Origin of the sequence: Winogradskyella sp. (assembly GCF_028289625.1) — a bacterium.
GTDB lineage: Bacteria > Bacteroidota > Bacteroidia > Flavobacteriales > Flavobacteriaceae > Winogradskyella.
Genome location: NZ_JANQOM010000020.1, coordinates 1 through 24,687, shown reverse-complemented (window position 1 = coordinate 24,687; position 24,687 = coordinate 1). Strand labels below are relative to the sequence as shown.

Sequence of the window (24,687 nt, the reverse complement as noted above, 5' to 3'; positions counted from 1 at the left end):
ATGAAGAATCTAATTATTTTAATCTGTATAGCGTTGAGTATAAAGACTTATGCTCAGTTTAGTCCACAAACTAAGACAATAACGAAAACATTTTTCTCTGATAGTGATGAGGTTTTAAATACAACACCTGCTCTTCAAAAAAAGAGAGGATTTACCAACTATAAAGAATTAATAGCATTTCTGAATTCGACCAAAGCGAATCATCCCAATAAAATTAGGATTTCATTTATCGGAAAAAGCCAAAAAGGCAAAGACATTCCTATGGTAAATATCAATATTCCCAACGGGAAAGATAAAATCAAAGTTTGGATGCAAGGAGGTCTGCACGGTAATGAGCCAGCTAGTACAGAGACTATGCTGTATTTAATTGACCGTTTATTAAACGATAAGGCGTATGAGAGATTAATTGAATATTTAGATTTAGCTATTGTTCCTATGGCCAATATTGATGGGTTTTTAAAAAATAACAGGAACTCTTCTAATGGATTGGACCTCAACAGAGACCATACAAAACTTATGGCACCAGAAAGTGTTGCTCTTAAACAAGCATATTCTGACTTTAATCCAGACGTAGCCGTAGATTTTCATGAGTACAGACCTTACAGAAGGGATTTTACCAAAATGAGTGACTTTGGTGTAACTAATATGTATGATGTTATGTTCTTGTGCAGCAGCAACCTCAATATCCCCAAAAATTTAAGAGACCTAACAAGGACTTTATTCATTGAAAATGCCGGAAGAAGTTTAGATATGTTTAACTATAAACATCATCCATATATTTCAACAACTAAAGTTGAGGGCGAAATACATATCAACCAAGGTTCTATAAGCTCTAGGTCATTTGCAACAAATACAGCTTTAACAAATACTATCTCTTCTTTAATCGAAATAAGGGGTGTAGGGATAGGGAAAACATCTTTTAAAAGAAGAATGCATTCAGGATTTTTAATTGCTATTTCCTATCTCAAAACTGCTACTGAAAACATGGTCTTAATCAAGGATGAAATAGAAAAAGCAAACGATGCACAAAATAATATTGTTGTTGAGTATGAAAGAGGCGTATACCAAGATGACGTTTCATTTATAGATTTAGAACGTAATGAATATATAACAATTGATTTAACCATAAGAGATGCTGAAAAAGCAACTCCCACTTTAACAAGAAAAAGACCTAAAGCCTATATTATTAATGCCAACCAAACGGATGTAATTAATAAGCTAAAAATCCTTGGTGTAAAGGTTGAACTATTAGAAAATGATAGCGTCTATAATGTTGAATCTTATGTCATCGATAACTACAGTGTTAAACCTTTTAAATATGAGAAAATGAAGCTCCAAACTGTTAGTACAAATTTAAAGAAAGGAGAACTTAACTTTCCAAAAGGTACTGCAGTGGTTTATATGAACCAAAGAAGAGCCAATATTGTACCAGAAATACTAGAACCAGAAGCTCCAAATAGCCTAGTAAGTTTTGGTATCATTAAAACCAATAAAGGAGAAACACTACCTATTTACAGGTTAATTAACTAAGAGGAATAAACCAAATTGATATGAAACGATTACAAAACATAAAACCCTTTCAATTACTATTTTTAATTTGTTGTTTTGGATTAACTATTACAGGGAATGCCCAACAAGAATATCAAGAGGAAGAACCAGGCACAGAAACTGAGACCTCAAAGAATAACGCAAGCTATGAATTAGGTAGTGGCTTAAACTTTTCATTCAATGAAGGTGCCTATCAGTTTGGGGTAACAGGTTTTATTCAACCAGGATTTTTAAATGAAAGTACCGAAGGTTTTGACGATGTCAATCAATTTAGATCCAAACGCACCTTCTTGCAGTTTAATGGCAATGCTTTAAAAGAAAAAGTATCTTTCTTTATTCAATTAGACTTTAGCCTTTCTAATCCACTAATGGATGCTTGGTTGGCCTATGAACCAGTAGAGCAAGTGAAAATCAGCTTCGGGCAAAAGCAAACCTTTGTTAATAATCGTGAGATGTTCTATCGCGAGGATAGATTGCAATTCGTTAATAGAAGTTTTTTAAGCCAAAACCTTTCTGAAACAGGTCGTGAGTTTGGTGTTTTTGTTGAATCTAGATTTGAGTTTGGCGGAATCGGTATTGTGCCTATGGCAGCTTTAACCTCTGGAGATGGACGTAACTCATTTGGCGAAGACTCTAGAGACTCAGATATTGGTGGCTTAAAAGTAGGTGGACGCCTAGACATATACCCATTGGGTTACTTTAAACCCGGTAATGAGCTAACAAGTGCGGATTTAGAAAGGGAGGACAAACTTAAATTCGTCTTAGGTGCAGCCGCTAGTGAAAATTATGGTGCAAGTGGACCAACAGGAGAAAGTCATGGTGATTTTTTCCTTTACGATGTTAATGGTGACCAAAGTCTTCCAGACTACAGACAATTATATATTGATTTTCTAGCTAAATTTAAAGGATTTTCATTTTTAGCCGAATATGCTAACGCTTCTGCGACTGGTATAGATGAAGTTTATATAGATGAAAATGCAACTCAAATCCTGGCACCTGAGCAAATAAGCGAATTCTTAGCGCTAGGCGATAGTTACAATTTGCAGTTAGGTTATACTACAAAGAATGGCTACAGTTTTGACTTTAGCTACAATGCTTCTACCCCTGAATTTGAGAATAGCACCTCTATTTTAAACGATTATAATGCTACTACCTTTGGTTTTACAAAATATTTCTACGGAAACAATCTCAAATTACAAGCATCATATAGTATTGTTAATCCATCTATTGGAGAAAATCTCAACCAATTTGAAGTAATATTCCAAATCGCCCTGTAATGCACAGAATCAAGATATTAATATCCTTTTTGATTTACTACCAGAGTGGTATTGGACAGAATCTATCTGCAAATTCAACAGGCTCATTTACTTTTACACCACAGCCTCCTTTAAACCGACCACCGGTTGAGGTTTTTTATCATATTCCTGAGGGTAATATAGCCACCATGCCTATACTAATGTCATTCCATGGCGCAGCAAGAGATGGTGCTACGCACCGAGATTATTGGGTAAATATGGCAAATAGCAATGGTTTCATGGTTTTTGCCCCTCAATTCTCTAACGCTAATTACCCTGGTTTGGGAGATAATTATATTATGTCCAATATTTTTGAAGATGGTGATAATCCAAGTCCAGAAACATTTAACGATCAAAACGAATGGACCTGCTCAATTTTAGACCCTTTATTTGAATATATTAAAACTGATATTTCTGGCACACAATTAAGCTATAGTGCCTGGGGGCATTCAGCAGGAGCACAATTTTTACATCGGTTATTTATGTACCTGCCTAACTCTAATATCAATGTTGCTGTTTGTTCTAATGCAGGTTGGTATACCGTTCCTGAAGAATCTGTTAATTATCCTTATGGTATTTTAAATAGTCAACTACCTCAATCTGACTTAATATCTTCATTTTCAAATAACATAATTATACATTTAGGTCAGGATGACACTGTTCCAAGTACTGATCCTGGCGGTCCCAGAGATAATACCGTATTGAATAACCAACAAGGCTTACATAGATTAGAGCGTGGTCAGTACTTCTTCAATACCAGTCAAACAGTGGCTGGAAATCTTGGAGTTGATTTTAATTGGGAAAAGCATGAAGTCCCAAACGTAGGGCATGATGGCCAACTCATGGCAAATGACGCCTTACAATATTTAATGCCATTTTTATTATCTACACCTGAATTTGATAGCAATACCCTATCTATTTTCCCCAACCCAACAAATACTGGAGTAGTAACCATCACTTCAAATAAAAGTGATGTTATGAATGTGCAGGTTTTTGATATCCTTGGTAAGCAAGTGAAAAATGAGACGCTTACCAATAACACACTAAGTGTTTCTGATCTTAAATCTGGTATTTACATTGTAAAAATTACACAAAATAATGCCTCTACGACTAAAAGGTTAGTAATTAGATAAGCATTATTTTATAAGACTTAAAGCGCAGCTAAAATTTAGCTGCGCTTTTTTATTTTCTATACTTTTACCAAATGATTTCAAACGATGCTATTTTTAAGATAAATACGGGCAAGGAGTTTGAGACTTTGGCACTCAATATCTTTAAATTTCAGTTTGAAAAAAACCCAGTGTACCGCTCGTTTTGTGATTTATTATACAAGCATCCTTCTGATATAAAATGTATTGAAGACATTCCATTTTTACCTATTCAATTTTTTAAGAGTCATCAGATTTTAAGTGGACATCATCCTATAGAAAAAACATTTACAAGTTCAGGAACAACCGGAACCAAAACAAGTAGTCACAACATAACGGACATTAACCTTTATGAAAAAAGCTATTTGAATGGTTTTAATCATTTTTATGGTCATATTGAGGAGTATGCTGTCTTGGCTTTACTTCCTTCTTATTTAGAACGTAAGGGTTCCTCACTTATTTATATGGTAGATGATTTAATCATTAAGTCCAAACATCCAGAAAGCGGTTTTTTCCTCAACAATCTTGATGATTTAGCAAAAACCATTCAACAACTTGAAGCCAAAAAACAAAAAACGCTGTTGATAGGTGTATCTTTTGCATTATTGGATTTGGCCGAACAGAACCAATTTAACTTAAAACATACTATTGTCATGGAAACTGGCGGTATGAAAGGACGGCGAAAAGAAATCATCAGACAAGAACTACACGAAATTTTAAAATCTAGCTTTGGTGTCGATCAAATTCATAGCGAATATGGTATGACAGAACTTTTAAGCCAAGCCTATTCTAAAGGTCATGGTATTTTTGAATGCCCACCATGGATGAAAATCGTTACAAGAGATGCCGAAGATCCTTTTTCTATACAGCAACCCCATAAAACTGGTGGTATTAATGTCATTGACCTGGCCAATATAAATTCGTGTACATTCATTGCTACACAAGATTTAGGGAAGGTCTATGAAAATGGACAATTTGAGGTGATTGGCAGATTCGATAATTCAGATATTCGCGGCTGTAATCTAATGGCATTGTAAGTCTTATTAAATTCTTCGACTTAGACTAGAAACAGAGTATCCTTATGAAATATGCATTTCTCATCTGGCTAGTTACTTCTACAGCTATTTATTCTCAAACTACAGATTACAATACAAAAGGTGGCTTTATTGCCAAAGGCTACGATGTTGTTGCGTATTTTAATCATGAAGCCAAAACAGGAGTAAAACAATTTTCCACTACTTATGATGGTATAAAATTTAGGTTTAGTTCCCAAAAAAATCTGAATACGTTTTTAGAGAACCCAACGAAATATATTCCGCAATATGGAGGCTATTGTGCTTATGCCATTGCTACAAGTTCAAAAAAAGTTGATATTAACCCAAAGACCTTTGAAATAAGGGATGGGAAGCTTTATTTGTTCTACAATTCTTGGGGAAATAACACCTTAAAAAAATGGCAGAAAAACGATGTGAAAGGTTTACAGAAACAAGCCGACAAACATTGGGAGGCTATTAAGTTTGGTTAATTCTATGAAAAAGAAGAATTAATTTTAGCCTCATGATTGATTGGTTAGATGTGCCCAAAAGAGATTTTGGGCACTTTTTTATACCACCTTAATGATATAAGTATTCTTTCTACCTTTATTTAGAATGATATAACTACCATTAATTAAATCTTCAGGAGACAATTTGTAGTCTTCTTTTACCTTTTCTTTATTCACGGAAACTGAATTTTCCTTTAAAGCTCTACGCGCTTCGCCATTAGAATTTAAAAATCCTGTTTTAGCAGCTAGGGCTCCAATCATATCCAAGCCTTCTTCAAACTCTGACTGTGAAATATGTGCCTGTGGAACTCCTTCAAAAACATCCAAAAATGTAGCCTCATCCAAAGTTTTTATATCGTCCTTAAATGATTTACTGAATAAAATATTTGAAGCTTTCTCAGCATTTTCAAAATCTTCCTTAGAATGCACCATAGTCGTGATTTCTTCAGCTAATCGCTTCTGAAGTATTCTTAAATGAGGGGCTTCTGCATGTTGAGATATAATGTCATTAATCTGGTCTTCTTCTAGAAACGTAAATATTTTGATATACTTCTCTGCATCCTCATCACTTGAATTCAGCCAATATTGATAGAATTTATAAGGTGATGTTCTTTTAGCATCTAGCCATACATTTCCTCCTTCGGACTTTCCAAATTTAGAGCCATCACTTTTTGTAATTAATGGACATGTAATAGCATAACCTTTTCCGCTACCAATACGTCTTATGAGCTCCGTGCCAGTGGTGATGTTTCCCCATTGATCACTTCCTCCCATTTGAATGGTACAGTTGTTTGTTTTGTATAAATGTAAAAAGTCATAGCCTTGAACCAACTGATAGGTAAATTCAGTAAAACTCATACCCTCATTGGTAGATTCACCAGAAATTCGATTTTTCACAGAGTCTTTGGCCATCATGTAATTTACCGTGATATGTTTACCGACATCTCGAATAAATTCTAAAAATGAAAACTCTTTCATCCAATCATAATTGTTTACTAAGACTGCTGCGTTTGCATCATTACTTTCAAAATCCAAGAAATGGGATAGTTGTTTCTTTATGGCTTCTTGGTTATGGCGCAGGGTATTTTCGTCTAAAAGATTACGCTCACTAGACTTCCCAGAAGGGTCTCCAATCATCCCTGTGGCTCCACCAACCAAAGCTACCGGTTTATGGCCGCAACGTTGATAATGAGCAAGCAACATTATAGGTACCAAATTACCAATATGTAAAGAATCTGCCGTTGGATCAAAGCCCACGTAAGCACTTCGCATCGCTTCTGATAGATGTTCTTCTACTCCTGGCATACTTTGATGTAACATGCCTCTCCATTGCAATTCTTCAACAAAATTCTTATTCATTGTAAACTTGTGTAATTTGATGTGAGCAAAGATATGTTTCCACTTTAAAAGACAAAAGACAATTTTAACGTAATTTTACTTCGGTTACGCCGGTCTGCCGACAAAGGAAGGCTTAGTAGCCTAGTTTTATTTTAATCAAGATTAAGAGATGATATTAGTTACGGGAGGAACAGGCTTAGTTGGTGCCCATCTACTTTTTAAGTTGGTGAGCAATGGCGAACATGTCCGTGCTACTTACAGAAGAGAAAAGACATTACAACGTGTTTCTCATGTATTTTCTTATTTTTCTGAGGAGTCTGAATCTCTATTTAATAGCATAAATTGGGTAAAAGCCGACATTAATGATATTCCTCAACTTCAAAAGGCCTTTAAGGATGTAACACACGTTTATCATTGTGCAGCATTTGTCTCTTTTGAGCCCGATAAATATCATCTTTTACGTAAAATAAATATTCAAGGTACTGCCAACATTGTCAACTTGTGTATTAGTCACTCCATAGATAAGTTATGCTACATAAGCTCAATTGCAGCCATTGGGCATGAGGAAAACCCGGAAGAACTTATTGATGAGCAAACTGCTTGGAATCCTGAAGGAGACAATAGTGTGTACGCTATTACTAAATATGGTGCCGAACTCGAAGTGTGGCGTGGAGCACAAGAAGGTATTGATGCTATAGTTGTAAATCCAGGAATCATTCTTGGGGCTGGTTATTGGAAAGGCGGAAGTAGTGGCAATCTATTTAGGCAAATCAATAACGGTATGCGCTATTATGTTACTGGTATTGTTGGTTATGTCGATGTTTTTGATGTTGTTAACGCTATGGTTCAACTCATGAAAACCGATATTAAAAATGAACGTTTTATTTTAGTATCTGAAAACCTTAGCTTCAAAGACTTTCAATATAGAGTGGCAAAAGCATTAAATGCTGTTCCACCTAAAAAAGAAGCAAAACCATGGTTGCTAAATTTAGCATGGCGACTAGACTGGTTAAAACATAAGCTTTTTAACACACGACGCAGTCTCTCCAAACAAACTGCAAAATCTGCCACAAGCATTACAAAATATGATAATTCCAAACTTAAAAATACCATAGGTTTTAAGTTTAAGCCTGTAGACCAATCCATTAATGAAGTTTGTAGCTCATACTTAAAAGACCTTAAAAATCAAGGCTAGTTTATTGGTGTTAATTTTTTTGTTTTTACTATTGAATCTTTTTTTATCTTACTATTGACTTTGCTTATGGAATCTCTTCTGCGTTTTGTAGCCTTTGCTTCCTTTTTTTGTAGTTCTTCAAAGTATTCCTTTTCCTCCTGAAGCCTTTTCTTTACATTATCAATAATTATTTTATACCCTTCAGAATCAAATGCATAATAGTCATTGCTCTCTGCAAATTGCAAGCTATCTATATTGTGTTTGGTCAATATATAAGTCTCTGGTATGATATTATTTTCTTCTAATACTTTTTTATTAACGCCTTTTGCTGAAGTAATTATATAAAGATCATATATAATCTTTTCCATTTGATCTTTTGGAATGAGATTTTGTGGTTTTTTGGGTTTGTTTTTATCTTCACAAGCAAAAAACAGAAAAAAAAATCCCAATAAAATACTTAAGATTCGGTTCATTATCTATTAAAAGTTAATCGTCGTCCTGCTTTAACGTCTAAAACCTTAAAATTGTTATAGGCTAGCTGACCATTAATAAAGGTGTGTGTTATTCTACTTCTAAAGGTATTCCCTTCAAAAGGAGACCATCCACATTTATATAAAATATTGCTTTTATTTACGGTCCAAGGATTATTTAAATCCACAATAACCAAGTCGGCAAAATAACCTTCCTTTATATAACCTCTTTTTTCGACATCAAATAATATTGCCGGATTATGACAAGCTTTTTCAACGATTTTTTCTATTGATATTTTTCCTTGGTGACACATCTCTAGTAGAGCAACTAATGCGTGTTGTACTAACGGTCCGCCAGATGGAGCACTTGTGTAGGGATTACTCTTTTCTTCGATGGTATGAGGAGCATGGTCCGTAGCAATAACGTCTATTCTATTGTCTAACAGTGCCTCAAGAAGTTGCGTTCTGTCTTTTGAAGTCTTTACGGCTGGATTCCACTTAATATGGCTTCCTTTTTTAGCATAATCTTCATCTGAAAACCATAAATGGTGAATACAAACTTCGGATGTAATCTTCTTATCTTTTAATGGAATTTTATTGGTGAATAAATTGGTTTCCTTCCCAGTAGACAAATGGAAGACGTGCAGTCTGGCACCAGTTTTTTTAGCCAGTTCAATAGCTTTAGATGATGATAAATAGCAAGCTTCTTCACTTCTAATAATAGGGTGCAATTCCATAGGAATATCATCCCCATATTCTGCTTTATATTTTGCTAAGTTTTTTCTGATAGTGCCTTCATCCTCACAATGTACTGAGATTACCAGATCCGTATTTGAAAATATATTTTCGAGCACTTTAGGGTCATCCACTAACATATTACCCGTAGAAGACCCAAGAAATATTTTAAGTCCAGCAACTGTTTTAGTATCTACTTTCAGAATTTCATCTAAATTATCATTAGTGCCACCAAACATAAAGGAATAATTAGCATGTGATGCTTTTGAAGCTATGGCGAACTTTTCTTCTAATTTTTCAACTGTTGTAGTTTGCGGATTGGTATTAGGCATTTCTATAAAAGACGTAATACCACCAGCTAAAGCGGCTTTTGATTCTGTCTCAATATCTGCCTTATGAGTAAGTCCTGGTTCTCTAAAATGTACCTGATCATCAATCATACCAGGCAACACATAATTGCCTTCTGCATCAATGACCGTCATATCGGCTGATTTTACACTAATCGACGTATCTACTTCCTTAATAATATCGTTCTCAATGAGAATATCACCTTCAATAGTTTTACCTTCGTTAACTATCTTGGCATTTTTAATGAGGGTATGTCCTTTCATGTTTTTACGACTTGGTAAATAAGCTTTTTAATTTTAAACTAATAACCCCAAAAATGGCTTCAGAGATAATACTGCTGCTCATTTTTGATTTTCCTTTAATTCTATCCTTAAAAATAACAGGAATTTCAATAATTTGAAACCCTTTTTTATACGCTTTAAATTTCATTTCAATTTGAAACGCATAGCCTATAAATCTTACTTTATTTAAATCTATGGTTTCTAGCACTTTTCTTTTATAGCATATAAATCCTGCTGTGGAATCTTTAAGCTTCATTCCTGTTATAAAACGCACGTATCTAGACGCTCCATAAGACAACAAAATTCTAGACAACGGCCAATTAACAACCGTAATACCTTCTACATATCTTGAACCTACCGAAACATCAGCACCTACTTCAGCACAGGCTTCATACAATTTAATTAAGTCATCTGGATTATGAGAAAAATCGGCATCCATTTCAAAGATATAGTCATAGGATTTCTCCAAGGCCCATTTAAATCCAACGATATAAGCCCTTCCTAAACCTTCTTTTTTATTGCGTTCTAATAAAAACAACTGATCTGAAAACTCACTTTGTATCGTCTTAACCTTTTCAGCAGTTTTATCTGGCGAATTATCATCTACTACCAAAACATGAAATACTTTTTCTTGTGAAAACACAGACCTAATAATGGCTTCAATGTTTTCAATTTCATTATAAGTAGGAATGATGACTAGTGCGTCGGACATTTATAAACTTTTATAGCAAGATAATGTTGCAGATAGAATTTCCAGCAAATGTAAAGTTTTTAATGGATTCTAACCTGTTATAGGATTATTAAGATTTTAATTATGTTACCCTTTTTTTTCTTTATAATTTAGCAATTATGCGGAATTTTATTACTTACGAGTGGTTTACGGTATTCACGATTTTGGGAATAGTTGCCATAACAATCGCCAAATATCTAAATACATTGCGCTTTAATGATTTTTTATCAGTAATAGGCAATTCCAAATATTTGAAGATTTACAGTAAAGATCAAAAGTTCATCGATCCTTTTGATGGTTTCCTGTTTCTTAATCTAGCATTTTCGGGAAGTATATTCCTGTATTTTAGCTATTCAACTTTTATTTCTCCCTTAGCGTTTGAATTGGTCTTTTTTCTGAAATTATTCTTTGCAGTTGCGGTCATTGTCATTATCAAAACACTATTAGAACGACTCATTGGTAGTCTCTTTGAAATAGATAGTATTGTGGATGGATACCTGTTTCAAAAAATCACATTCCTTAACTACTCAGGGTTTATCTTGTTACCTGCCAACCTTTTGTTATTATACACTTCGAATTATTCAAAAATTATCATAATTGTATCTTTTTCTTTGATTTGCTTAATAAACCTTATTGGCTTTGCAACTTCATTTAAAAACTATCAAAAAATAATAAATCCCAATTATTTCTATTTTTTGTTGTATCTTTGCGCTCTCGAAATTGCGCCTTATGTGCTTTTATATAAGGTAATTAGAGAGTATAATGCTTAAAACAAAGAGGTTTACCTATGAAAGTGAAAACGATTTTAGTATCACAGCCAGAGCCTAAAATAGAGAACTCTCCATACTTTGACTTACAGGAAAAGCAAAAAGTTAAAGTTGACTTCAGACCTTTTATTCATGTAGAGGGTGTTTCAGCAAAAGAAATTAGACAACAAAAAATCGATCTCAGTAAGTTTACTGCGATTATTTTAACCAGCAGAAATTCTGTGGATCATTTCTTTAGAATTGCAGACGAAATGCGTTTTAAGGTACCAGATACCATGAAGTATTTCTGCCAATCTGAAGCCGTTGCCTACTACTTACAGAAATACGTTGTCTACAGAAAGCGTAAAATCTATGTGGGCAAACGTACTTTTGGAGATCTTACACCTTTAATTAAAAAATACAAGGATGAGACCTTTTTATTACCTACTACAGACAAGGTAAAACCAATTATCCCAGAAACTTTGGATAATTTGGGCGTTAACTGGAAACAAGCCACATTCTATAAAACCGTAATTAGTGATTTATCGGATTTGGCAGACGTTTACTACGATATTCTAGTGTTTTTTAGCCCATCAGGTATAGAGTCTCTATTCCATAATTTCCCAGACTTTAAACAAAATGATACACGTATTGCTGTGTTTGGTAATACAACGGTTAAAGCGGTTAAGGAAAAAGGACTTCGTGTAGATATTGCGGCACCAACCCCTGAAACGCCATCAATGACTATGGCATTACAGAAGTATATTGACGCTGTAAATAAAGGAAAGTAATTAGGTTTACTTGAAAACATAAAAAAAGCGATTCTAAAAATTAGAATCGCTTTTTTTATGTCAATGATTAATATCGTTAATAGTTATAACGTTGTGGCCCCCCTCGTCTAACTTCTTCAGAGGCACCAGATTCAAATTGTTTAAAGTTTTCTCTAAAGGCATTAGATAGTTTAAATGCCATATCGTAATAAGCTTTATCATCATTCCATGTGGCTCTAGGGCTCAGTACCTCTGTTGGTACACCAGGACAAGTTCTAGGTTGTGCCACACCAAACACCGAATGAATATGATAATCTTCATAAGTATAATCACCTAAGTCACCGCTAAGTGCTGCCGTAATCATAGCTCTGGTATATTTTAGCTTCATACGTGTTCCAACACCATAAGGACCACCTGTCCAACCCGTATTAATCAACCATACATTAACATTTGCTTCCTTCATTTTTTTACTCAACATGTCGGCATATTCTGCAGGATGTAAAGGCATAAAAGGCGCTCCAAAACATGCAGAAAACGATGGTTGTGGTTCTACAACTCCAGCTTCAGTACCTGCAACCTTTGCCGTATATCCCGAAATAAAATGATAAGCGGCCTGTGCTGGTGTTAATTTGGATATTGGAGGTAGTACACCAAATGCGTCTGCCGTTAAGAAGAAAATATTCTTCGGGTTAGCAGCATATGATGGTGTTTTTATGTTATCGATATGATAAATGGGATAACTTACGCGCGTATTCTGTGTAATGGTACTATCTAAATAATCGACTTCACCATTGTCCTTAAAGATGACATTCTCTAAAATAGCACCTGGTCTAATGGCTCTGTAAATATCTGGCTCCTTTTCTTCTGACAAGTCAATAACCTTGGCATAGCAACCACCTTCAAAATTAAAGATGGTGTTTTCTACAGTCCATCCATGCTCATCATCACCTATTAATTGACGGTCTGGATCTGTGGATAAGGTCGTTTTTCCTGTTCCAGATAGACCAAAAAATATAGCTGATTCTCCATCTTCACCAACATTTGCGGAACAGTGCATCGGCAACACGTTTTTCTCTACAGGTAGAATAAAATTTAAGGCGGTAAAAATACCTTTCTTCATTTCACCTGTATAGGCGGAGCCTGCCACTAAGGCAATCTTTTTAGTGAAATTTAGTATGGAGAAATTACCTTGCCTTAAACCGTGTGCTTCATGATTTGGACATTCGTAACCTGGAGCACATAGCACCAGCCACTCCTCTTCAAAGTCGATTAGCTCTTCCTCATCAGGCCTTAAAAACATGTTATAAATAAACATGTTAGACCATGGGTATTCGGTTACCGTCCTTACGTTCATTTTATATTTAGGGTCAGCACAAACATAACCATCCCTAACAAACACTTCCTTACCACTTAGGTATTTCTCAACTTCAGATTGTAAAAAATCGAAATGCTCAGGTGAAATGGCCTTATTGGATTTTCCCCACCAAATGCGATCCTTAGTATAATCATCTTTTACCAAAAAGCGGTCTTCTGGTGAACGACCAGTGAACTTCCCTGTATTAATAGCTAAGGTGCCATTAGGTGTTTCTTTGCCCATCCCTTTTTCTACAGTAATGGCTTGCAATTGTTTGGGCTCTAATTGATAATGGATTTGGGCATTTTTAATGCCGTATTTTTCTAACGAAATCGTTTTCGTTGAAGATGTATAGTCAGCCATATTGTTGTGTTGTTTAAGCTGCAAAATTATAACTTTATTTTAAAAATACACGGCTAAATGACATTAATCGACCTTATTTCTTATAATACCGATTAATATCACTACCCAAGCTACAATAAGAAGCAAACCTCCTATTGGTGTTATCATTGCAATAGTTTTAAAATCAAAGCTTGAGAGCTCATTTGTCGCTAATCCATAGATAGATCCAGAAAAGAAAATTAAGCCAATGATTACTATATAAAATATTATTTTTTTGCTTTTAGCACTAACAAAAGAAGTGCCTCCAAGTATAAGAAGCAAAAACGCATGGTACATTTGATAACGGACTCCTGTTTCAAAAGATTTTATAGCGTCAGCATCTACTAATTCCTTCAAGCCATGGGCAGCAAAGGCTCCTAAAACTATACCTAAAATCCCTAAAATTGAGCCTGTGATGAGTAATTTTTTGTTCATAAGTAAAACCGTTTTTATGTTTCTTTTACTTTTTCTATTTATTACATTCGTGCTTACAAAATTAGTCATATAAAGCCATTATGCGAAAGATTTTAATCATTGGTGCAGGGAAATCATCATCTTACCTTATTAAGTATTTGTTAGATAAATCAGAGCTTGAAAATCTTCAAATTACTATAGGTGATCTTAATATTGAAAATGCGAAAAAACTTGTTGGTCAACACTCTAATGTTACTATTATTCATTTAGATGTCTTTAATGCTGAATCTCGCACTTCTGCCATTAAAAATACTGATATTGTTATCTCTATGCTTCCTGCACGATTCCATATCGAAGTGGCAAAGGATTGCATCACTTACAAGAAACATATGGTAACGGCTTCTTACATCAGTAAAGAGATGCAAGCTTTGGATGCAGATGCGAGCGCGAACAACCTCGTCTTTATGAACGAAATTGGCGTCGACCCAGGCATTGACCATATGAGCGCTATGCAAGTTATTGATCGTATCAGGGATAATGGCGGTAAAATGATTTTATTTGAATCTTTTACTGGTGGTTTAGTTGCACCAGAAAGCGATGACAATCTTTGGCATTACAAGTTTACGTGGAATCCAAGGAATGTGGTAGTGGCAGGTCAAGGAGGAGCAGCCAAGTTTTTACAGGAAAATCAATTTAAATATATTCCATATGGCAGACTATTTAGACGTACTGAGTTTTTAGATATTGACGGCTATGGTCGTTTTGAAGCTTACGCCAATAGAGATTCATTAAAGTATCAGCATGTATATGGTCTTGACGATGCCAGAACGCTATATCGCGGTACGATGAGACGTGTTGGTTTTAGTAAAGCCTGGCATATATTTGTTCAACTTGGTATGACTGACGATAGTTATACGATTGAAGATAGCGCCAATATGAGTTATCGTGATTTCGTCAATGCATTTCTACCCTACAGTCCTACAGATTCAGTAGAATTAAAATTCAGACATGCTTTAAAAATAGATCAAGATGATATTATATGGGACAAATTAGTAGAGTTGGATATATTCAATCCTAATAAAATGGTTGAATTGGACAGGGCAACGCCTGCACAAATCCTAACAAAAATATTGATGGATAAATGGACATTGGATGAAGACGATAAAGATATGATTGTGATGTATCATAAGTTTGGTTATGAACTCGATGGAAAGAAACATCAAATTGATGCTACTATGGTTGTGGTAGGTGAAGATCAAACTTACACAGCAATGGCAAAAACCGTTGGTCTGCCTGTCGCTATGGCCACTTTAGATATTTTGAATGGCAAAATAAAAACACCTGGCGTTCAAATTCCTATTTCAAGAGAAGTTTATACACCTATTCTTAAGGAACTAAAAATTTATGGTGTACAATTTAACGAAAAAGAAGTACCATATTTGGGTTATAACCCATTAAATCTTTAAAATTTATAATCCTTTTCTTATTTTTAACTTTCAATTTTAAAGTTCTTCTTCATGAAAGTTAGCGATAAAGGGATATATATTGACGGTATTGATAAAAAAATACTGAGAGCATTAATGGAGGATGCCAGAACACCGATTTTAGAAATTGCGCGACAGGTTGGCATTTCTGGTGCTGCCATTCATCAACGACTTAAAAAACTTGAAAAGTCGGGTTTGTTGTCTGGCTCCAAGTTTATCATTAACCCAAAAGTTTTGGGTTACACCACAATGGCTTTTGTTGGAGTGTATTTAGATAAAGCGGTTAGCAATCCTGAAGCTGTAAAACAACTACAGCGCGTACCAGAAGTCATTGAATGCCACTATACTACTGGAGAATGGAGTATTTTTATTAAGATCCTTTCAAAGGATAATGAGCATTTAATGCATCTTTTAAACACACAAATTCAAGGCATTAAAGGGGTCTCAAGGACTGAAACTTTTATTTCGCTTCAACAACAAATTAACCGACAAATTAAGATATGAGTTCCTTATCTTCTGATTTGAAAGAAATATTTAAAATTGACAAATTTCTTATAGCATTAACAAGTGTTCAATTGTTTTTTTTGATCTACAGAATTATTCAAAATAATTATTTGGTACTGATCGACAGTGTTGAATACTTTAATCTTGCTAAAAATATTCTAAATAATTTTGAATTTCATATTGGAGGGCCTAATTCCACTATCGAACCAGAATCCTATACTAAAAGGCCACCATTATATGCTGTCTTTATTACTATTTTTTCTGGTTTCCTAAATTCTAAAGCCTTAGTGATTTGTATTCAAAGTTTGTTGTCAATATCTAGTATTTTAATAATTAAGTCCATTTTTAAGGCTTATTTTGGTAATATCAATAATGTTCTATTATTCTTGTTTACGTTCTCGTTTTTAAATCAGTTTATTTATTCTAATTTCATTATGAGCGAGATTTTTTTACAATTCTTAATTGTAATATCTATGTATGTATTGAATAAACTTCTAAATAAAAAGTCTTTAAAATACCTACTCTACTATCAAATACTTGTAATACTTTTATTTCTCACTAAGCCTGTTTTTTATTTATATGTTATACCTAATATTTTATTGACCTATTTATTGTGTAAACGTATAAATCTAAAGTTTGGAACAATCTATGCTTCAATACCTTTACTAGTAGTATTCCTCTATTGTCAATGGAATTATAACAGGACAGGATCTTATAATTTTTCTAGCATCCAGCAGATCAATCTAGTAAACTACAATCTCAAATACTTCCACACTAATAAATATGGCACAACATATGCTAATAATATAAATACTAGGATAAGAGAAGAAGCTCAGGAAATAAACAACTATTCAAAAAGACTGGATTATATGACATCAACGGCAATTAATCATATAAAAAAGGATTTGCTTTCTTATTTAGTTTTCCATGCAAAAGGGGCAGTAAGAATCTTTATTGACCCTGGAAGATTCGACATGGTTAATTTTTTTAAACTTAATTCAGATGTAAAAAACGAAGTAGGACTTTTAAAACAAATTAATGAAGGGGGCTTAAAGAGTGCTATTGATTATTTAAAAACTCAGCCTTTACTTATCATTATCTGTTTTAATTTAGTTTTGTTGTTCAATCTTATAAAATTCTTAGGATTTTTATGGTTTTTAATTCGAAAACTAAAACAAAGTAAGCTCATTATATGGATAATATTTGGTTTTATTCTTTATATAGCTGGATTAACTGGACCGTTAGGAGCATCTCGTTTTATAATTCCGGTTTTACCATTGTATTTATTTATCTCACTTTATGGAATATCTGACTTTATAAGTACTACCAAATCGTTTATTGGATTAAAACGTCCTTAACTTCTCCATCTTCTTGATAGTCCGTATCTGTGTTAATATCCCAAAGATTGATATTTGAATTATAACATATGTTTTCCCCAGCTAGTATACCCATTAAAATTGAATGATCTTGGTTGTTGTACTTAAACGCTCCATATCGACCTATAGGGATAAGGTTGTCAATGGAGTTTAAATAATTTTCGATAATCTGAAGATGTTCTTTATAACCAGTTTCATAGACAGGATAACATTTAGGCACTCTTTTAACCTGTACATTCTCAATCTTCTCATCTGCACTTATAAGCTTTATTTCCTTTAATTCCTGTTCGGCAATACTTGCTAGGTATTCGTCTTCAGCTTTCCAGATGTCATCATTATCAAAAGCCCAGAACTCCATACATAAAATAGTACTTTTTTTGTCTTTATTAAGACTAGGTGCCCAATTCCTAAAATTGGTTATTCTTCCATGTTTCACATTCGGAGCATGAATGTAAATCCAATTGTCATCAAAAAGATGTTCGTCGTTAATTTCTAAATAAACTAAAATTGTATTTCTAAAATAAAGCTTTTTGGCAGTGTCTAAAATATCTTTTGGTGTAATGTCAATGCCTTTGATCAATTTAGTAATCGGCATTGAAGAAATAACATAATCAGCATAATGCTCTTCCCCATCTTTAGTAACAACACCCTTACATACATTATTATTTATAATTAACTTCGAAATCGGTTGTTCCATATAAATGACTCCTCCATGGGATTCTATATGTTCCAATGCTTTATTGTAGAGAGATCCAGTGCCTCCATTTGGATATTTAAATTGATCAACTAATGTCTTGTGCTTATTATTTTTATTCCCCCTTATTGAATTTATAACTGCCTCAATTAAAGATAAGCCTTTAATTCTCTGTGCTGCCCAATCAGCATCAATTTTAGAACCAGGAATACCCCAAAGTTTTTCTGTGTAATTTTTAAAAAAGATACCGTATAATTTTTTTCCGAATCTATTGGTAACCCAATCTTCAAAACTACGAGGGTTTTTTATAGGAATAATCTGTTGCTTAATATAGTAGTAAAGAACACTTACAATAGTAGAAATGCTAAGATTCTTAAATACATTGAATAGCTTTAGTGGATAATCAAAGAATCTCTTGTTATAATAAATACGGGTCAATCTACTTACATTTGTATAATCATCTTTTAATACCTCATTAAAAAATTGATTTACTTTGGGTTCTTTTGAAAAAAACCTATGAGGTCCTAAATCTACTGTTTGTCCCCAAAGATTAAAACTTCTAGACATACCACCGACATAGGGTGAAGCTTCAAAAATTTCAACTTTCACATTGTTTTTGCTTAACATATAAGAAGCACTAATTCCGGCCGGACCAGCACCTATTACTATAACCTTTTTCATTAATGGTTAACTTCAGAAACTTAGGTAGGCAATATACACAAATAATGGCTAGAATCTTCTTCATAATTTTTGTAAGTATTATCAACTTATGAACTAAAAAAAGCCCTGATTTTCATCAAGGCTTTTTTATTCTATTTCCACAAAATTAATCTCTACCACCAAACACTTGTAGCGCCCAATACAATAAAGAGGCTAAGGCACCTATAGCCGCCACCAAGTAAGTTCTTGCAGCCCATTTTAAAGCATCTTCAGAGCCTTTATATTCTTCGGGTGTTACCATATTCTTAGCCTTTAACCAAGCCAATGCTCTATTGCTCGCGTCGTATTCTACTGGTAACGTAATGAAACTGAATAAAGTAGCAAAGCCCATCATCGCTAAACCAACAAGCGCTACCCAATATCCAATACCGACTCCTGCGGCAGCACCAAGTACTAATCCACCAATAACAACCCACTGCGACATGCCAGATGTCACACTAACGATTGGCACTAACTGCGAACGCATTTGTAAATAACTATAAGCCTGTGCATGTTGTACGGCATGACCCACTTCATGTGCTGCAACTGCAGCCGCAGCTGCGTTACGTTGATTATAAACTGCTTCGCTTAGATTGACGGTTTTATTTTTTGGATTATAATGATCGGTTAACTGCCCAGGAGTAGAAATCACCTCAACATCATAAATCCCGTTATCAGCTAACATTTTTTCAGCAATCTCTCTGCCACTTAATCCATTGCGTAAGTGTATCTTAGAGTATTTAGCAAACTTTCGTTTTAGTGTACTACTTACCATCCAACTAACTAAGGCTATGGCTCCAATTAATATATAATATCCTAACATAGTTTTTAAATTTAAGTATTGTAAAAGTACTAAATGAACCGCAAATAGTACGCCAAATTAACGTTAAGAAATTTTGTCAGTTATTGTTTCATCAGTATGGCTTTTTGAACCACAGTAACAGGATACACTGACACTTCTGGAGTGTCTTCACTAGACTCATTAGTCGTCTTCTCTTTTAGGTTAGAGAATATAATTTTAAACTCCATACGGTCTTTATAAAATGTCTCTATAGTAGTTAGCAAACTGCTTTCAACTTCAAATACACTATACAAGGTATTATCGTAGAAATTGGCACCTAATACTATACCGTTATTTTCATCAATCAAATATTCCCCTTTTTCAGCATCTTTAACAATTAGATTATAGTTACGTTCCTGACGTTTACCATCAGCAATATAAACCAATTGATAATCATAATAGCCTATACTATCTGTAGCATGCAGATTGAATTCCATGCCAATAGATTGGGTGCCCTTGGGATTTCTAATAACTAAATCACCTTTATAACTTCCTAAAACATCGTTAGGAAAATTAAGTGCAACATCCTCCTGCGCATTACCATTAGAGATTATACAAACAAAGATTAAAAACTTAAAGACATTCATAATATCGACTATTCCTATATAAGATTAAAGATAGTCAAAAACAAGATGTCTATGCCATGGCATCAACAGACCAGTTAAAGGCTTGAGCAATTTCTTCGTATACGATTTTACCTTTTACGATATTTAATCCTTTTCTAAGCGATTTATCCTTAGCACAGGCCACTTCCCATCCTTGATTCGCTAATCGAAGGACATAAGGTAAAGTCACATTGGTTAAGGCTAATGTCGATGTATAAGGTACCGCTCCTGGCATATTGGCAACACAGTAATGCACAACATCGTCAATGATGTAAGTAGGATCTTCATGTGTTGTGGCTTTGGTCGTTTCAATACAACCGCCTTGATCTACAGCTACATCAACAATGACGGTTCCCGGACGCATATCCTTAAGCATCTCTCTAGTAATTAGTTTTGGTGCTTTCGCTCCTTTAATTAGGACTCCACCAACAATCAGGTCATGATCCTTGATTCTATTTCTAATATTGAATTCACTCGAAAACTCAGTCACCACGTGATTAGGCATAACATCATTGACATAACGCAATTGTTTCATGTTAATATCCATAATGGTGACATGCGCACCTAGACCTGCGGCCATTTTAGCGGCTTGAATGCCTACGGTCCCAGCCCCAAGTACCAAAACTTTTCCTGGTGGTACACCTGGCACACCTCCCAGTAATACTCCACGTCCTTTAATTGGCTTTTCTAAATATTTAGCTCCTTGTTGAATAGCCATACGGCCTGCAACTTCAGACATAGGTGTCAATAACGGTAATGAACCGTCTTCATCTTCAACTGTTTCATAAGCGATACAAACGGCTTCACTGTTGAGCATGGTTCTTGTTAAAGGTTCACTTGATGCAAAATGGAAATAAGTAAATACCACATGATGCGGTTTAATTAAATCATACTCCTCAGCAATTGGTTCTTTGACTTTTACAATCATCTCGGCAGAAGCATAGACCTCTTCAATCTTGTCTAATAAGGTAGCACCTACCTCTTCGTAGTCTTCATCAAAAAAGCCACTGCCTAAACCGGCATTCTTTTGTACGTAAACGGTGTGATTGTTTTTGATAAGTTCGAAAACTCCAGCTGGTGTCATACCAACTCTGTTTTCATTGTTCTTGATTTCCTTTGGGACTCCGATTTTCATTTGATAATTTTTAATTTGGTAAATCTGTCAAATGGAATTCGCCAAAAAGTGAATTAGAATTCATCTTAATTCATTGAGGCTCATTTCATGGTAAGATTTTGAGTTATTAATAGCACCATGAAATACTATTAAAAAATTTAGGTATCCAAATTTGAATACTGATTTGAGCCCATTTTTGCGAAATTTTAATTTTAAGGTGTTTATTTTATGAATATTTTAATAAATCATTCATTTTCAAAAAAATACGGCAATAGACGTAGGTAGTATAGTTTCGATAAAGTGAAAAATGTGGTTTTTGGATGGATAAGTTCTCGATACAATCCCGATGGCTATCAGAATCACTCGAACTGACAAAAACTACTCAAAAGCTAAAGTCACTTCATCGACACTTTGATTGACAAAAATGATAAGTAGGTGCTCCTTTCTTGAATTAAAGAAGTTTGGTAGGTCTCCAATGCTATAAATGAATATATCCTTTTCCGCATTGGAGCTTGAACTTGGTTCACCTAATATCTTTCTAACCTCAAGCTTAGACTTATACATCAACAACTGCGACTCTATAAGATCATCTACCATTTTATAGCGTTGCGCAGGATTGGTTGTCCATCGTTCTTCTTTAAAACGCTCTTCAAATAACTCTAAAAGTGAAAAACTAATGACGAACACAGCCAGAAAGAATATCCCAATTTTATGTGTCCTTTTTAGCCTTAGCGCCATAATCCTGTTACATTATAGTTGACCATTTTTACTAATTCTACAATCATGTTTTAAAATTTACAACCTTTTATTTAAGTATCGAAGTCTGATATGAGTAATTTTCTTTATCATAACTTGTTTAAAATGACACCTTTCTATATCATCACTGATTACGATAACACCTAGGGTCGTAAGAATACAACAAAATATTAACTTACTTGTAGGATACTTTTCCAAGAGGATAAATCTTGGAATAGAAATAAGCTAGCTGAACATACTGTATTTATTACAAAAATACTGAAAGTATTCTCGCTCAATTTAATCTGTTAATGGACTAAATAAAAACTATTTAAGCCTGTCAAAAAAGTAGAGAAAAACTTACTGAAATGATGTGGATTTCGTATCTTTAAATTAACTTTTTTTGAAGTTAATTTTTGTTTGTTCATTACCTTAATAGTAAGGCTACAATAGCCAAATTATGATATTTGTTAAGGATTGATTTCAGCATGAAAATGACATGCTATTAGATACTCAAAAAAGATGTTCTTCTTTAAAATATAAAAATGCTTTCGCGGAGCTAGGCTGAAACCCTGACAGTCGTAAAAAGTTCGAGGCAAACATAATTTATTAATCTTATAAATATGAAAAGAATTGGTCTAAAAAAGTTTAACGTTATATCAAAAGAACAATTGAAATCTATTCTTGCAGGCGAAGAAAGTCTTACAAGAGATGGTTTTGATTGTGCATGGTATTACCAAAGATGTGATAGAATGTATCCTGACAATTACGATATGTTTAGTTGGTGCATGAGACACGATGGTTGTGCATGATGAAACATAGTTGGAAAGATTATGGACGTTAGATTATTTAACAATTGTAACATACATGCGCTACAAATAATTTATTGAAACATTCATGGCCAAGTCCCGATTCATTTCGGGCTTGGTTATGTATTTGCAATCAACCTGTAATATCCTCAGTTTATTGTTCTTATTACTAATTTTAAAATTTTGCTCCATGAAAAAATTAATGCTTCTATTTTCATGCTTCAGTACACTATTAATATCTCACGCACAGGATATTGAAGCTAAAATTGTCTATAAAGCAACTTTGGACAACGAAAACTATAGACTTCGTATTCTTAATGACAGTACAATTGAAGAAGATGTCAAAACATGGAAACTTCAAGACATATCTAACAAAAAACCTGTGAATTTTCATTTACTAATTAATGGAAACCAAGCCTTATATAAGTCTGAATACGATATGACTGATCGCATGAACCTTGGGTGGAATATGACAAGTATTATATCACAAGAGGAAAGAGTTTACTATACAAATTCAGAAACTAAAGAAAAGTTTTTTAAACCATATTTTGCAGAAGGTATCTTAGTTGATTTAGGTGATGTTGATTGGACACTCACAAAAGAATCGAAAAAAATTGGAAAATATATATGTTACAAAGCCACAGCTAATATTATAGCTGAGCAGCTTCATGATATGGGCTTTATTGCACCAGTAGTTGCATGGTATACCCCAGACATACCTACCTCATTTGGAATTAAAACATTTAATGGGCTCCCAGGACTAACGCTTGAGTTGATTACCAACTTAGAATCGGGAAAAGTCCATTACATAGCAACAGAAATTGATTTAAATCCAAAAAGCGAAATCAAAATCAAAAAACCTCAAGCACCAAAGACTATTTCTGAGGAGGATTATTTACTACTCATTAAAGATTTGAACAATAGGCGTTAAGGGATAATAAAACCTAAATACCAAAAGCGATTGAAAAGGAATTCTGTGAAGAATAGAATATGTTATAACTTCAACTCAAGTTGATCTTGTACGACTTATTCTAAGTAAGCTCTACCCAACGATATTTACAATTTTTCCAGGCACCACAATCACTTTTTTAGGAGTACGCCCTTGCAATTGCTCTTGAGTTTTCTCGTACGCTAAAACCGTTTTTTCAATATCTTCCTTACTCATATCTAACGGTAATTCTAGTGTGAAACGCATCTTACCATTGAAAGAAATTGGATAATTTTTAGAACTTTCCACCAAATGTTTTTCCTCAAATTTAGGGAATGGTGCTGTTGAGATAGATTCGTTATTCCCTAGCTTTTCCCACAATTCTTCGGCTATATGCGGTGCGTATGGCGAAATTAAAATCAATAATGGTTCTAAAACCGACCTCCTTGTACATTTTTGAGCGGTTAATTCATTCACAGCAATCATAAAGGTCGAAACCGAGGTATTAAACGAAAAGTTCTCAATATCCTCTTCGACTTTTTTGATGGTTTTATGGAGGGTTTTTAAATGGTCTTTCGTTGCTTCTGCATCATTGACATTTAAACCATCTTGACCAACATACA

General features: G+C 34.2%; 25 protein-coding genes and 1 pseudogene. 14 read left to right on the top strand and 12 right to left on the bottom strand.

From position 1 onward, the window contains the following. The 5 genes from Q0992_RS04215 (at nucleotide 1) to Q0992_RS04195 (ending at nucleotide 5,516) form a co-directional block, all read left to right on the top strand. The gene (locus tag Q0992_RS04215) at nucleotides 1–1,530 is read left to right on the top strand and encodes a M14 family metallocarboxypeptidase (RefSeq protein WP_299520965.1); all 1,530 of its coding nucleotides are present in this window, start codon (nucleotides 1–3) and stop codon (nucleotides 1,528–1,530) included. Between the two features lie 20 nt (nucleotides 1,531–1,550). Continuing rightward, on the top strand, nucleotides 1,551–2,825 hold the full coding sequence (locus Q0992_RS04210) for a hypothetical protein (protein WP_299520963.1): 1,275 nt from the start codon (nucleotides 1,551–1,553) through the stop codon (nucleotides 2,823–2,825). Beyond that, nucleotides 2,825–3,976, top strand: a complete 1,152-nt coding sequence (locus Q0992_RS04205) for a T9SS type A sorting domain-containing protein (RefSeq protein ID WP_299520961.1) — start codon at nucleotides 2,825–2,827, stop codon at nucleotides 3,974–3,976. The genes Q0992_RS04210 and Q0992_RS04205 overlap by 1 nt, the downstream gene beginning before the upstream one ends. A gap of 71 nt (nucleotides 3,977–4,047) precedes the next feature. Next, nucleotides 4,048–5,028: an acyl transferase gene (locus Q0992_RS04200; protein ID WP_299520959.1), complete on the top strand. Its 981-nt coding sequence runs from the start codon at nucleotides 4,048–4,050 to the stop codon at nucleotides 5,026–5,028. Nucleotides 5,029–5,072: 44 nt separating this feature from the next. Next, nucleotides 5,073–5,516, top strand: coding sequence for a YHS domain-containing (seleno)protein (locus tag Q0992_RS04195; RefSeq protein ID WP_299520957.1), 444 nt, complete (start codon nucleotides 5,073–5,075; stop codon nucleotides 5,514–5,516). Between the two features lie 78 nt (nucleotides 5,517–5,594). Here Q0992_RS04195 and tyrS read toward each other — a convergent pair whose 3' ends face one another. Next, complete coding sequence (tyrS, locus tag Q0992_RS04190; RefSeq protein WP_299520955.1) at nucleotides 5,595–6,893, bottom strand: tyrosine--tRNA ligase; 1,299 nt, start codon at nucleotides 6,891–6,893, stop codon at nucleotides 5,595–5,597. Nucleotides 6,894–7,041: 148 nt separating this feature from the next. On the opposite strand from tyrS, the gene Q0992_RS04185 reads away from it, so the two are divergent. After that, nucleotides 7,042–8,067, top strand: coding sequence for an NAD-dependent epimerase/dehydratase family protein (locus Q0992_RS04185; protein WP_299520953.1), 1,026 nt, complete (start codon nucleotides 7,042–7,044; stop codon nucleotides 8,065–8,067). Here the strand turns inward: Q0992_RS04185 and Q0992_RS04180 are convergent. From Q0992_RS04180 to Q0992_RS04170, 3 genes are read right to left on the bottom strand one after another with little or no spacing between them, the layout of a single operon-like run. Next, nucleotides 8,064–8,495, bottom strand: a complete 432-nt coding sequence (locus Q0992_RS04180) for a DUF4296 domain-containing protein (protein WP_299520951.1) — start codon at nucleotides 8,493–8,495, stop codon at nucleotides 8,064–8,066. The two genes, Q0992_RS04185 and Q0992_RS04180, sit on opposite strands and share 4 nt — an antisense overlap. A 23-nt stretch (nucleotides 8,496–8,518) precedes the next feature. Beyond that, nucleotides 8,519–9,862, bottom strand: a complete 1,344-nt coding sequence (locus Q0992_RS04175; protein ID WP_299520949.1) for a dihydroorotase — start codon at nucleotides 9,860–9,862, stop codon at nucleotides 8,519–8,521. A gap of 4 nt (nucleotides 9,863–9,866) precedes the next feature. Further along, a complete protein-coding gene (locus Q0992_RS04170; protein ID WP_299520947.1) occupies nucleotides 9,867–10,592 on the bottom strand; it encodes a polyprenol monophosphomannose synthase in 726 nt (241 codons plus the stop codon). 137 nt (nucleotides 10,593–10,729) lie between these two features. Between Q0992_RS04170 and Q0992_RS04165 the strand changes: the two genes are divergently transcribed. After that, nucleotides 10,730–11,380: a DUF4271 domain-containing protein gene (locus Q0992_RS04165; RefSeq protein WP_299520945.1), complete on the top strand. Its 651-nt coding sequence runs from the start codon at nucleotides 10,730–10,732 to the stop codon at nucleotides 11,378–11,380. Between the two features lie 17 nt (nucleotides 11,381–11,397). Further along, a complete protein-coding gene (locus tag Q0992_RS04160; RefSeq protein WP_299520943.1) occupies nucleotides 11,398–12,147 on the top strand; it encodes a uroporphyrinogen-III synthase in 750 nt (249 codons plus the stop codon). Between the two features lie 76 nt (nucleotides 12,148–12,223). Here the strand turns inward: Q0992_RS04160 and pckA are convergent, their stop codons facing one another. Next, on the bottom strand, nucleotides 12,224–13,843 hold the full coding sequence (pckA, locus tag Q0992_RS04155; protein ID WP_299520941.1) for a phosphoenolpyruvate carboxykinase (ATP): 1,620 nt from the start codon (nucleotides 13,841–13,843) through the stop codon (nucleotides 12,224–12,226). A 63-nt stretch (nucleotides 13,844–13,906) separates the two neighbouring features. Beyond that, nucleotides 13,907–14,296 (bottom strand): DUF423 domain-containing protein, encoded by a 390-nt coding sequence (locus Q0992_RS04150; RefSeq protein ID WP_299520939.1) that lies wholly within the window; start codon nucleotides 14,294–14,296, stop codon nucleotides 13,907–13,909. 80 nt (nucleotides 14,297–14,376) lie between these two features. On the opposite strand from Q0992_RS04150, the gene Q0992_RS04145 reads away from it, so the two are divergent. The 4 genes and pseudogenes from Q0992_RS04145 to Q0992_RS04135 all read left to right on the top strand — a co-directional run bounded on the left by Q0992_RS04145 (nucleotide 14,377) and on the right by Q0992_RS04135 (nucleotide 17,621). Continuing rightward, complete coding sequence (locus tag Q0992_RS04145; RefSeq protein ID WP_299520936.1) at nucleotides 14,377–15,741, top strand: saccharopine dehydrogenase C-terminal domain-containing protein; 1,365 nt, start codon at nucleotides 14,377–14,379, stop codon at nucleotides 15,739–15,741. Nucleotides 15,742–15,792: 51 nt separating this feature from the next. After that, nucleotides 15,793–16,263, top strand: a complete 471-nt coding sequence (locus Q0992_RS04140; protein WP_299520934.1) for an Lrp/AsnC ligand binding domain-containing protein — start codon at nucleotides 15,793–15,795, stop codon at nucleotides 16,261–16,263. After that, a pseudogene (locus Q0992_RS16855) lies at nucleotides 16,260–16,928 on the top strand (glycosyltransferase family 39 protein); the annotation flags it as partial. The gene Q0992_RS04140 and the pseudogene Q0992_RS16855, both read left to right, overlap by 4 nt. A gap of 204 nt (nucleotides 16,929–17,132) precedes the next feature. After that, nucleotides 17,133–17,621, top strand: coding sequence for a hypothetical protein (locus tag Q0992_RS04135; RefSeq protein WP_299520932.1), 489 nt, complete (start codon nucleotides 17,133–17,135; stop codon nucleotides 17,619–17,621). On the opposite strand, the gene Q0992_RS04130 is transcribed toward Q0992_RS04135, so the two are convergent. From Q0992_RS04130 to Q0992_RS04110, 5 genes are all read right to left on the bottom strand, one after another. Continuing rightward, complete coding sequence (locus Q0992_RS04130; RefSeq protein WP_299520930.1) at nucleotides 17,599–19,014, bottom strand: FAD-dependent oxidoreductase; 1,416 nt, start codon at nucleotides 19,012–19,014, stop codon at nucleotides 17,599–17,601. The genes Q0992_RS04135 and Q0992_RS04130 overlap by 23 nt on opposite strands. 145 nt (nucleotides 19,015–19,159) lie before the next feature. Further along, entirely contained in the window at nucleotides 19,160–19,855 is a 696-nt protein-coding gene (locus Q0992_RS04125) for a zinc metallopeptidase (protein WP_299520928.1), read from the bottom strand. Nucleotides 19,856–19,935: 80 nt separating this feature from the next. Beyond that, nucleotides 19,936–20,460 carry a hypothetical protein gene (locus Q0992_RS04120; protein WP_299520926.1) on the bottom strand — a complete coding sequence of 175 codons (525 nt, stop codon included), beginning with the start codon at nucleotides 20,458–20,460 and terminating at the stop codon, nucleotides 19,936–19,938. Between the two features lie 49 nt (nucleotides 20,461–20,509). Continuing rightward, complete coding sequence (gene ald, locus Q0992_RS04115) at nucleotides 20,510–21,613, bottom strand: alanine dehydrogenase (protein ID WP_299520924.1); 1,104 nt, start codon at nucleotides 21,611–21,613, stop codon at nucleotides 20,510–20,512. A 357-nt stretch (nucleotides 21,614–21,970) separates the two neighbouring features. Then, nucleotides 21,971–22,330 carry a hypothetical protein gene (locus Q0992_RS04110; RefSeq protein WP_299520922.1) on the bottom strand — a complete coding sequence of 120 codons (360 nt, stop codon included), beginning with the start codon at nucleotides 22,328–22,330 and terminating at the stop codon, nucleotides 21,971–21,973. A gap of 620 nt (nucleotides 22,331–22,950) precedes the next feature. Between Q0992_RS04110 and Q0992_RS04105 the strand changes: the two genes are divergently transcribed. Both Q0992_RS04105 and Q0992_RS04100 read left to right on the top strand, forming a co-directional pair. Then, a complete protein-coding gene (locus tag Q0992_RS04105) occupies nucleotides 22,951–23,139 on the top strand; it encodes a hypothetical protein (protein ID WP_299520920.1) in 189 nt (62 codons plus the stop codon). 187 nt (nucleotides 23,140–23,326) lie between these two features. Beyond that, nucleotides 23,327–24,067: a GLPGLI family protein gene (locus tag Q0992_RS04100; RefSeq protein ID WP_299520918.1), complete on the top strand. Its 741-nt coding sequence runs from the start codon at nucleotides 23,327–23,329 to the stop codon at nucleotides 24,065–24,067. A 111-nt stretch (nucleotides 24,068–24,178) separates the two neighbouring features. Here the strand turns inward: Q0992_RS04100 and Q0992_RS04095 are convergent. Then, nucleotides 24,179–24,687, bottom strand: a 509-nt coding sequence (locus tag Q0992_RS04095; RefSeq protein WP_299520916.1) for a class I tRNA ligase family protein, incomplete at its 5' end; no start/stop codon positions are given.

Excerpts from the sequence above, each read along its gene's own strand:
- Q0992_RS04130 (WP_299520930.1), bottom strand. The coding sequence starts at position 19,014 with ATGAAAAAGGTTATAGTAATAGGTGCTGGTCCGGCCGGAATTAGTGCT.
- Q0992_RS04145 (WP_299520936.1), top strand. The coding sequence starts at position 14,377 with ATGCGAAAGATTTTAATCATTGGTGCAGGGAAATCATCATCTTACCTT.
- Q0992_RS04170 (WP_299520947.1), bottom strand. The coding sequence starts at position 10,592 with ATGTCCGACGCACTAGTCATCATTCCTACTTATAATGAAATTGAAAAC.
- Q0992_RS04195 (WP_299520957.1), top strand. The coding sequence starts at position 5,073 with ATGAAATATGCATTTCTCATCTGGCTAGTTACTTCTACAGCTATTTAT.
- Q0992_RS04110 (WP_299520922.1), bottom strand. The coding sequence starts at position 22,330 with ATGGCGCTAAGGCTAAAAAGGACACATAAAATTGGGATATTCTTTCTG.
- Q0992_RS04135 (WP_299520932.1), top strand. The coding sequence starts at position 17,133 with ATGACATCAACGGCAATTAATCATATAAAAAAGGATTTGCTTTCTTAT.
- Q0992_RS04165 (WP_299520945.1), top strand. The coding sequence starts at position 10,730 with ATGCGGAATTTTATTACTTACGAGTGGTTTACGGTATTCACGATTTTG.
- Q0992_RS04175 (WP_299520949.1), bottom strand. The coding sequence starts at position 9,862 with ATGAAAGGACATACCCTCATTAAAAATGCCAAGATAGTTAACGAAGGT.
- Q0992_RS04105 (WP_299520920.1), top strand. The coding sequence starts at position 22,951 with ATGAAAAGAATTGGTCTAAAAAAGTTTAACGTTATATCAAAAGAACAA.
- Q0992_RS04200 (WP_299520959.1), top strand. The coding sequence starts at position 4,048 with ATGATTTCAAACGATGCTATTTTTAAGATAAATACGGGCAAGGAGTTT.
- Q0992_RS04160 (WP_299520943.1), top strand. The coding sequence starts at position 11,398 with ATGAAAGTGAAAACGATTTTAGTATCACAGCCAGAGCCTAAAATAGAG.
- Q0992_RS04120 (WP_299520926.1), bottom strand. The coding sequence starts at position 20,460 with ATGAATGTCTTTAAGTTTTTAATCTTTGTTTGTATAATCTCTAATGGT.
- Q0992_RS04140 (WP_299520934.1), top strand. The coding sequence starts at position 15,793 with ATGAAAGTTAGCGATAAAGGGATATATATTGACGGTATTGATAAAAAA.
- pckA (WP_299520941.1), bottom strand. The coding sequence starts at position 13,843 with ATGGCTGACTATACATCTTCAACGAAAACGATTTCGTTAGAAAAATAC.
- Q0992_RS04100 (WP_299520918.1), top strand. The coding sequence starts at position 23,327 with ATGAAAAAATTAATGCTTCTATTTTCATGCTTCAGTACACTATTAATA.
- Q0992_RS04205 (WP_299520961.1), top strand. The coding sequence starts at position 2,825 with ATGCACAGAATCAAGATATTAATATCCTTTTTGATTTACTACCAGAGT.
- Q0992_RS04125 (WP_299520928.1), bottom strand. The coding sequence starts at position 19,855 with ATGTTAGGATATTATATATTAATTGGAGCCATAGCCTTAGTTAGTTGG.
- Q0992_RS04215 (WP_299520965.1), top strand. The coding sequence starts at position 1 with ATGAAGAATCTAATTATTTTAATCTGTATAGCGTTGAGTATAAAGACT.
- Q0992_RS04210 (WP_299520963.1), top strand. The coding sequence starts at position 1,551 with ATGAAACGATTACAAAACATAAAACCCTTTCAATTACTATTTTTAATT.
- ald (WP_299520924.1), bottom strand. The coding sequence starts at position 21,613 with ATGAAAATCGGAGTCCCAAAGGAAATCAAGAACAATGAAAACAGAGTT.
- Q0992_RS04150 (WP_299520939.1), bottom strand. The coding sequence starts at position 14,296 with ATGAACAAAAAATTACTCATCACAGGCTCAATTTTAGGGATTTTAGGT.
- tyrS (WP_299520955.1), bottom strand. The coding sequence starts at position 6,893 with ATGAATAAGAATTTTGTTGAAGAATTGCAATGGAGAGGCATGTTACAT.
- Q0992_RS04185 (WP_299520953.1), top strand. The coding sequence starts at position 7,042 with ATGATATTAGTTACGGGAGGAACAGGCTTAGTTGGTGCCCATCTACTT.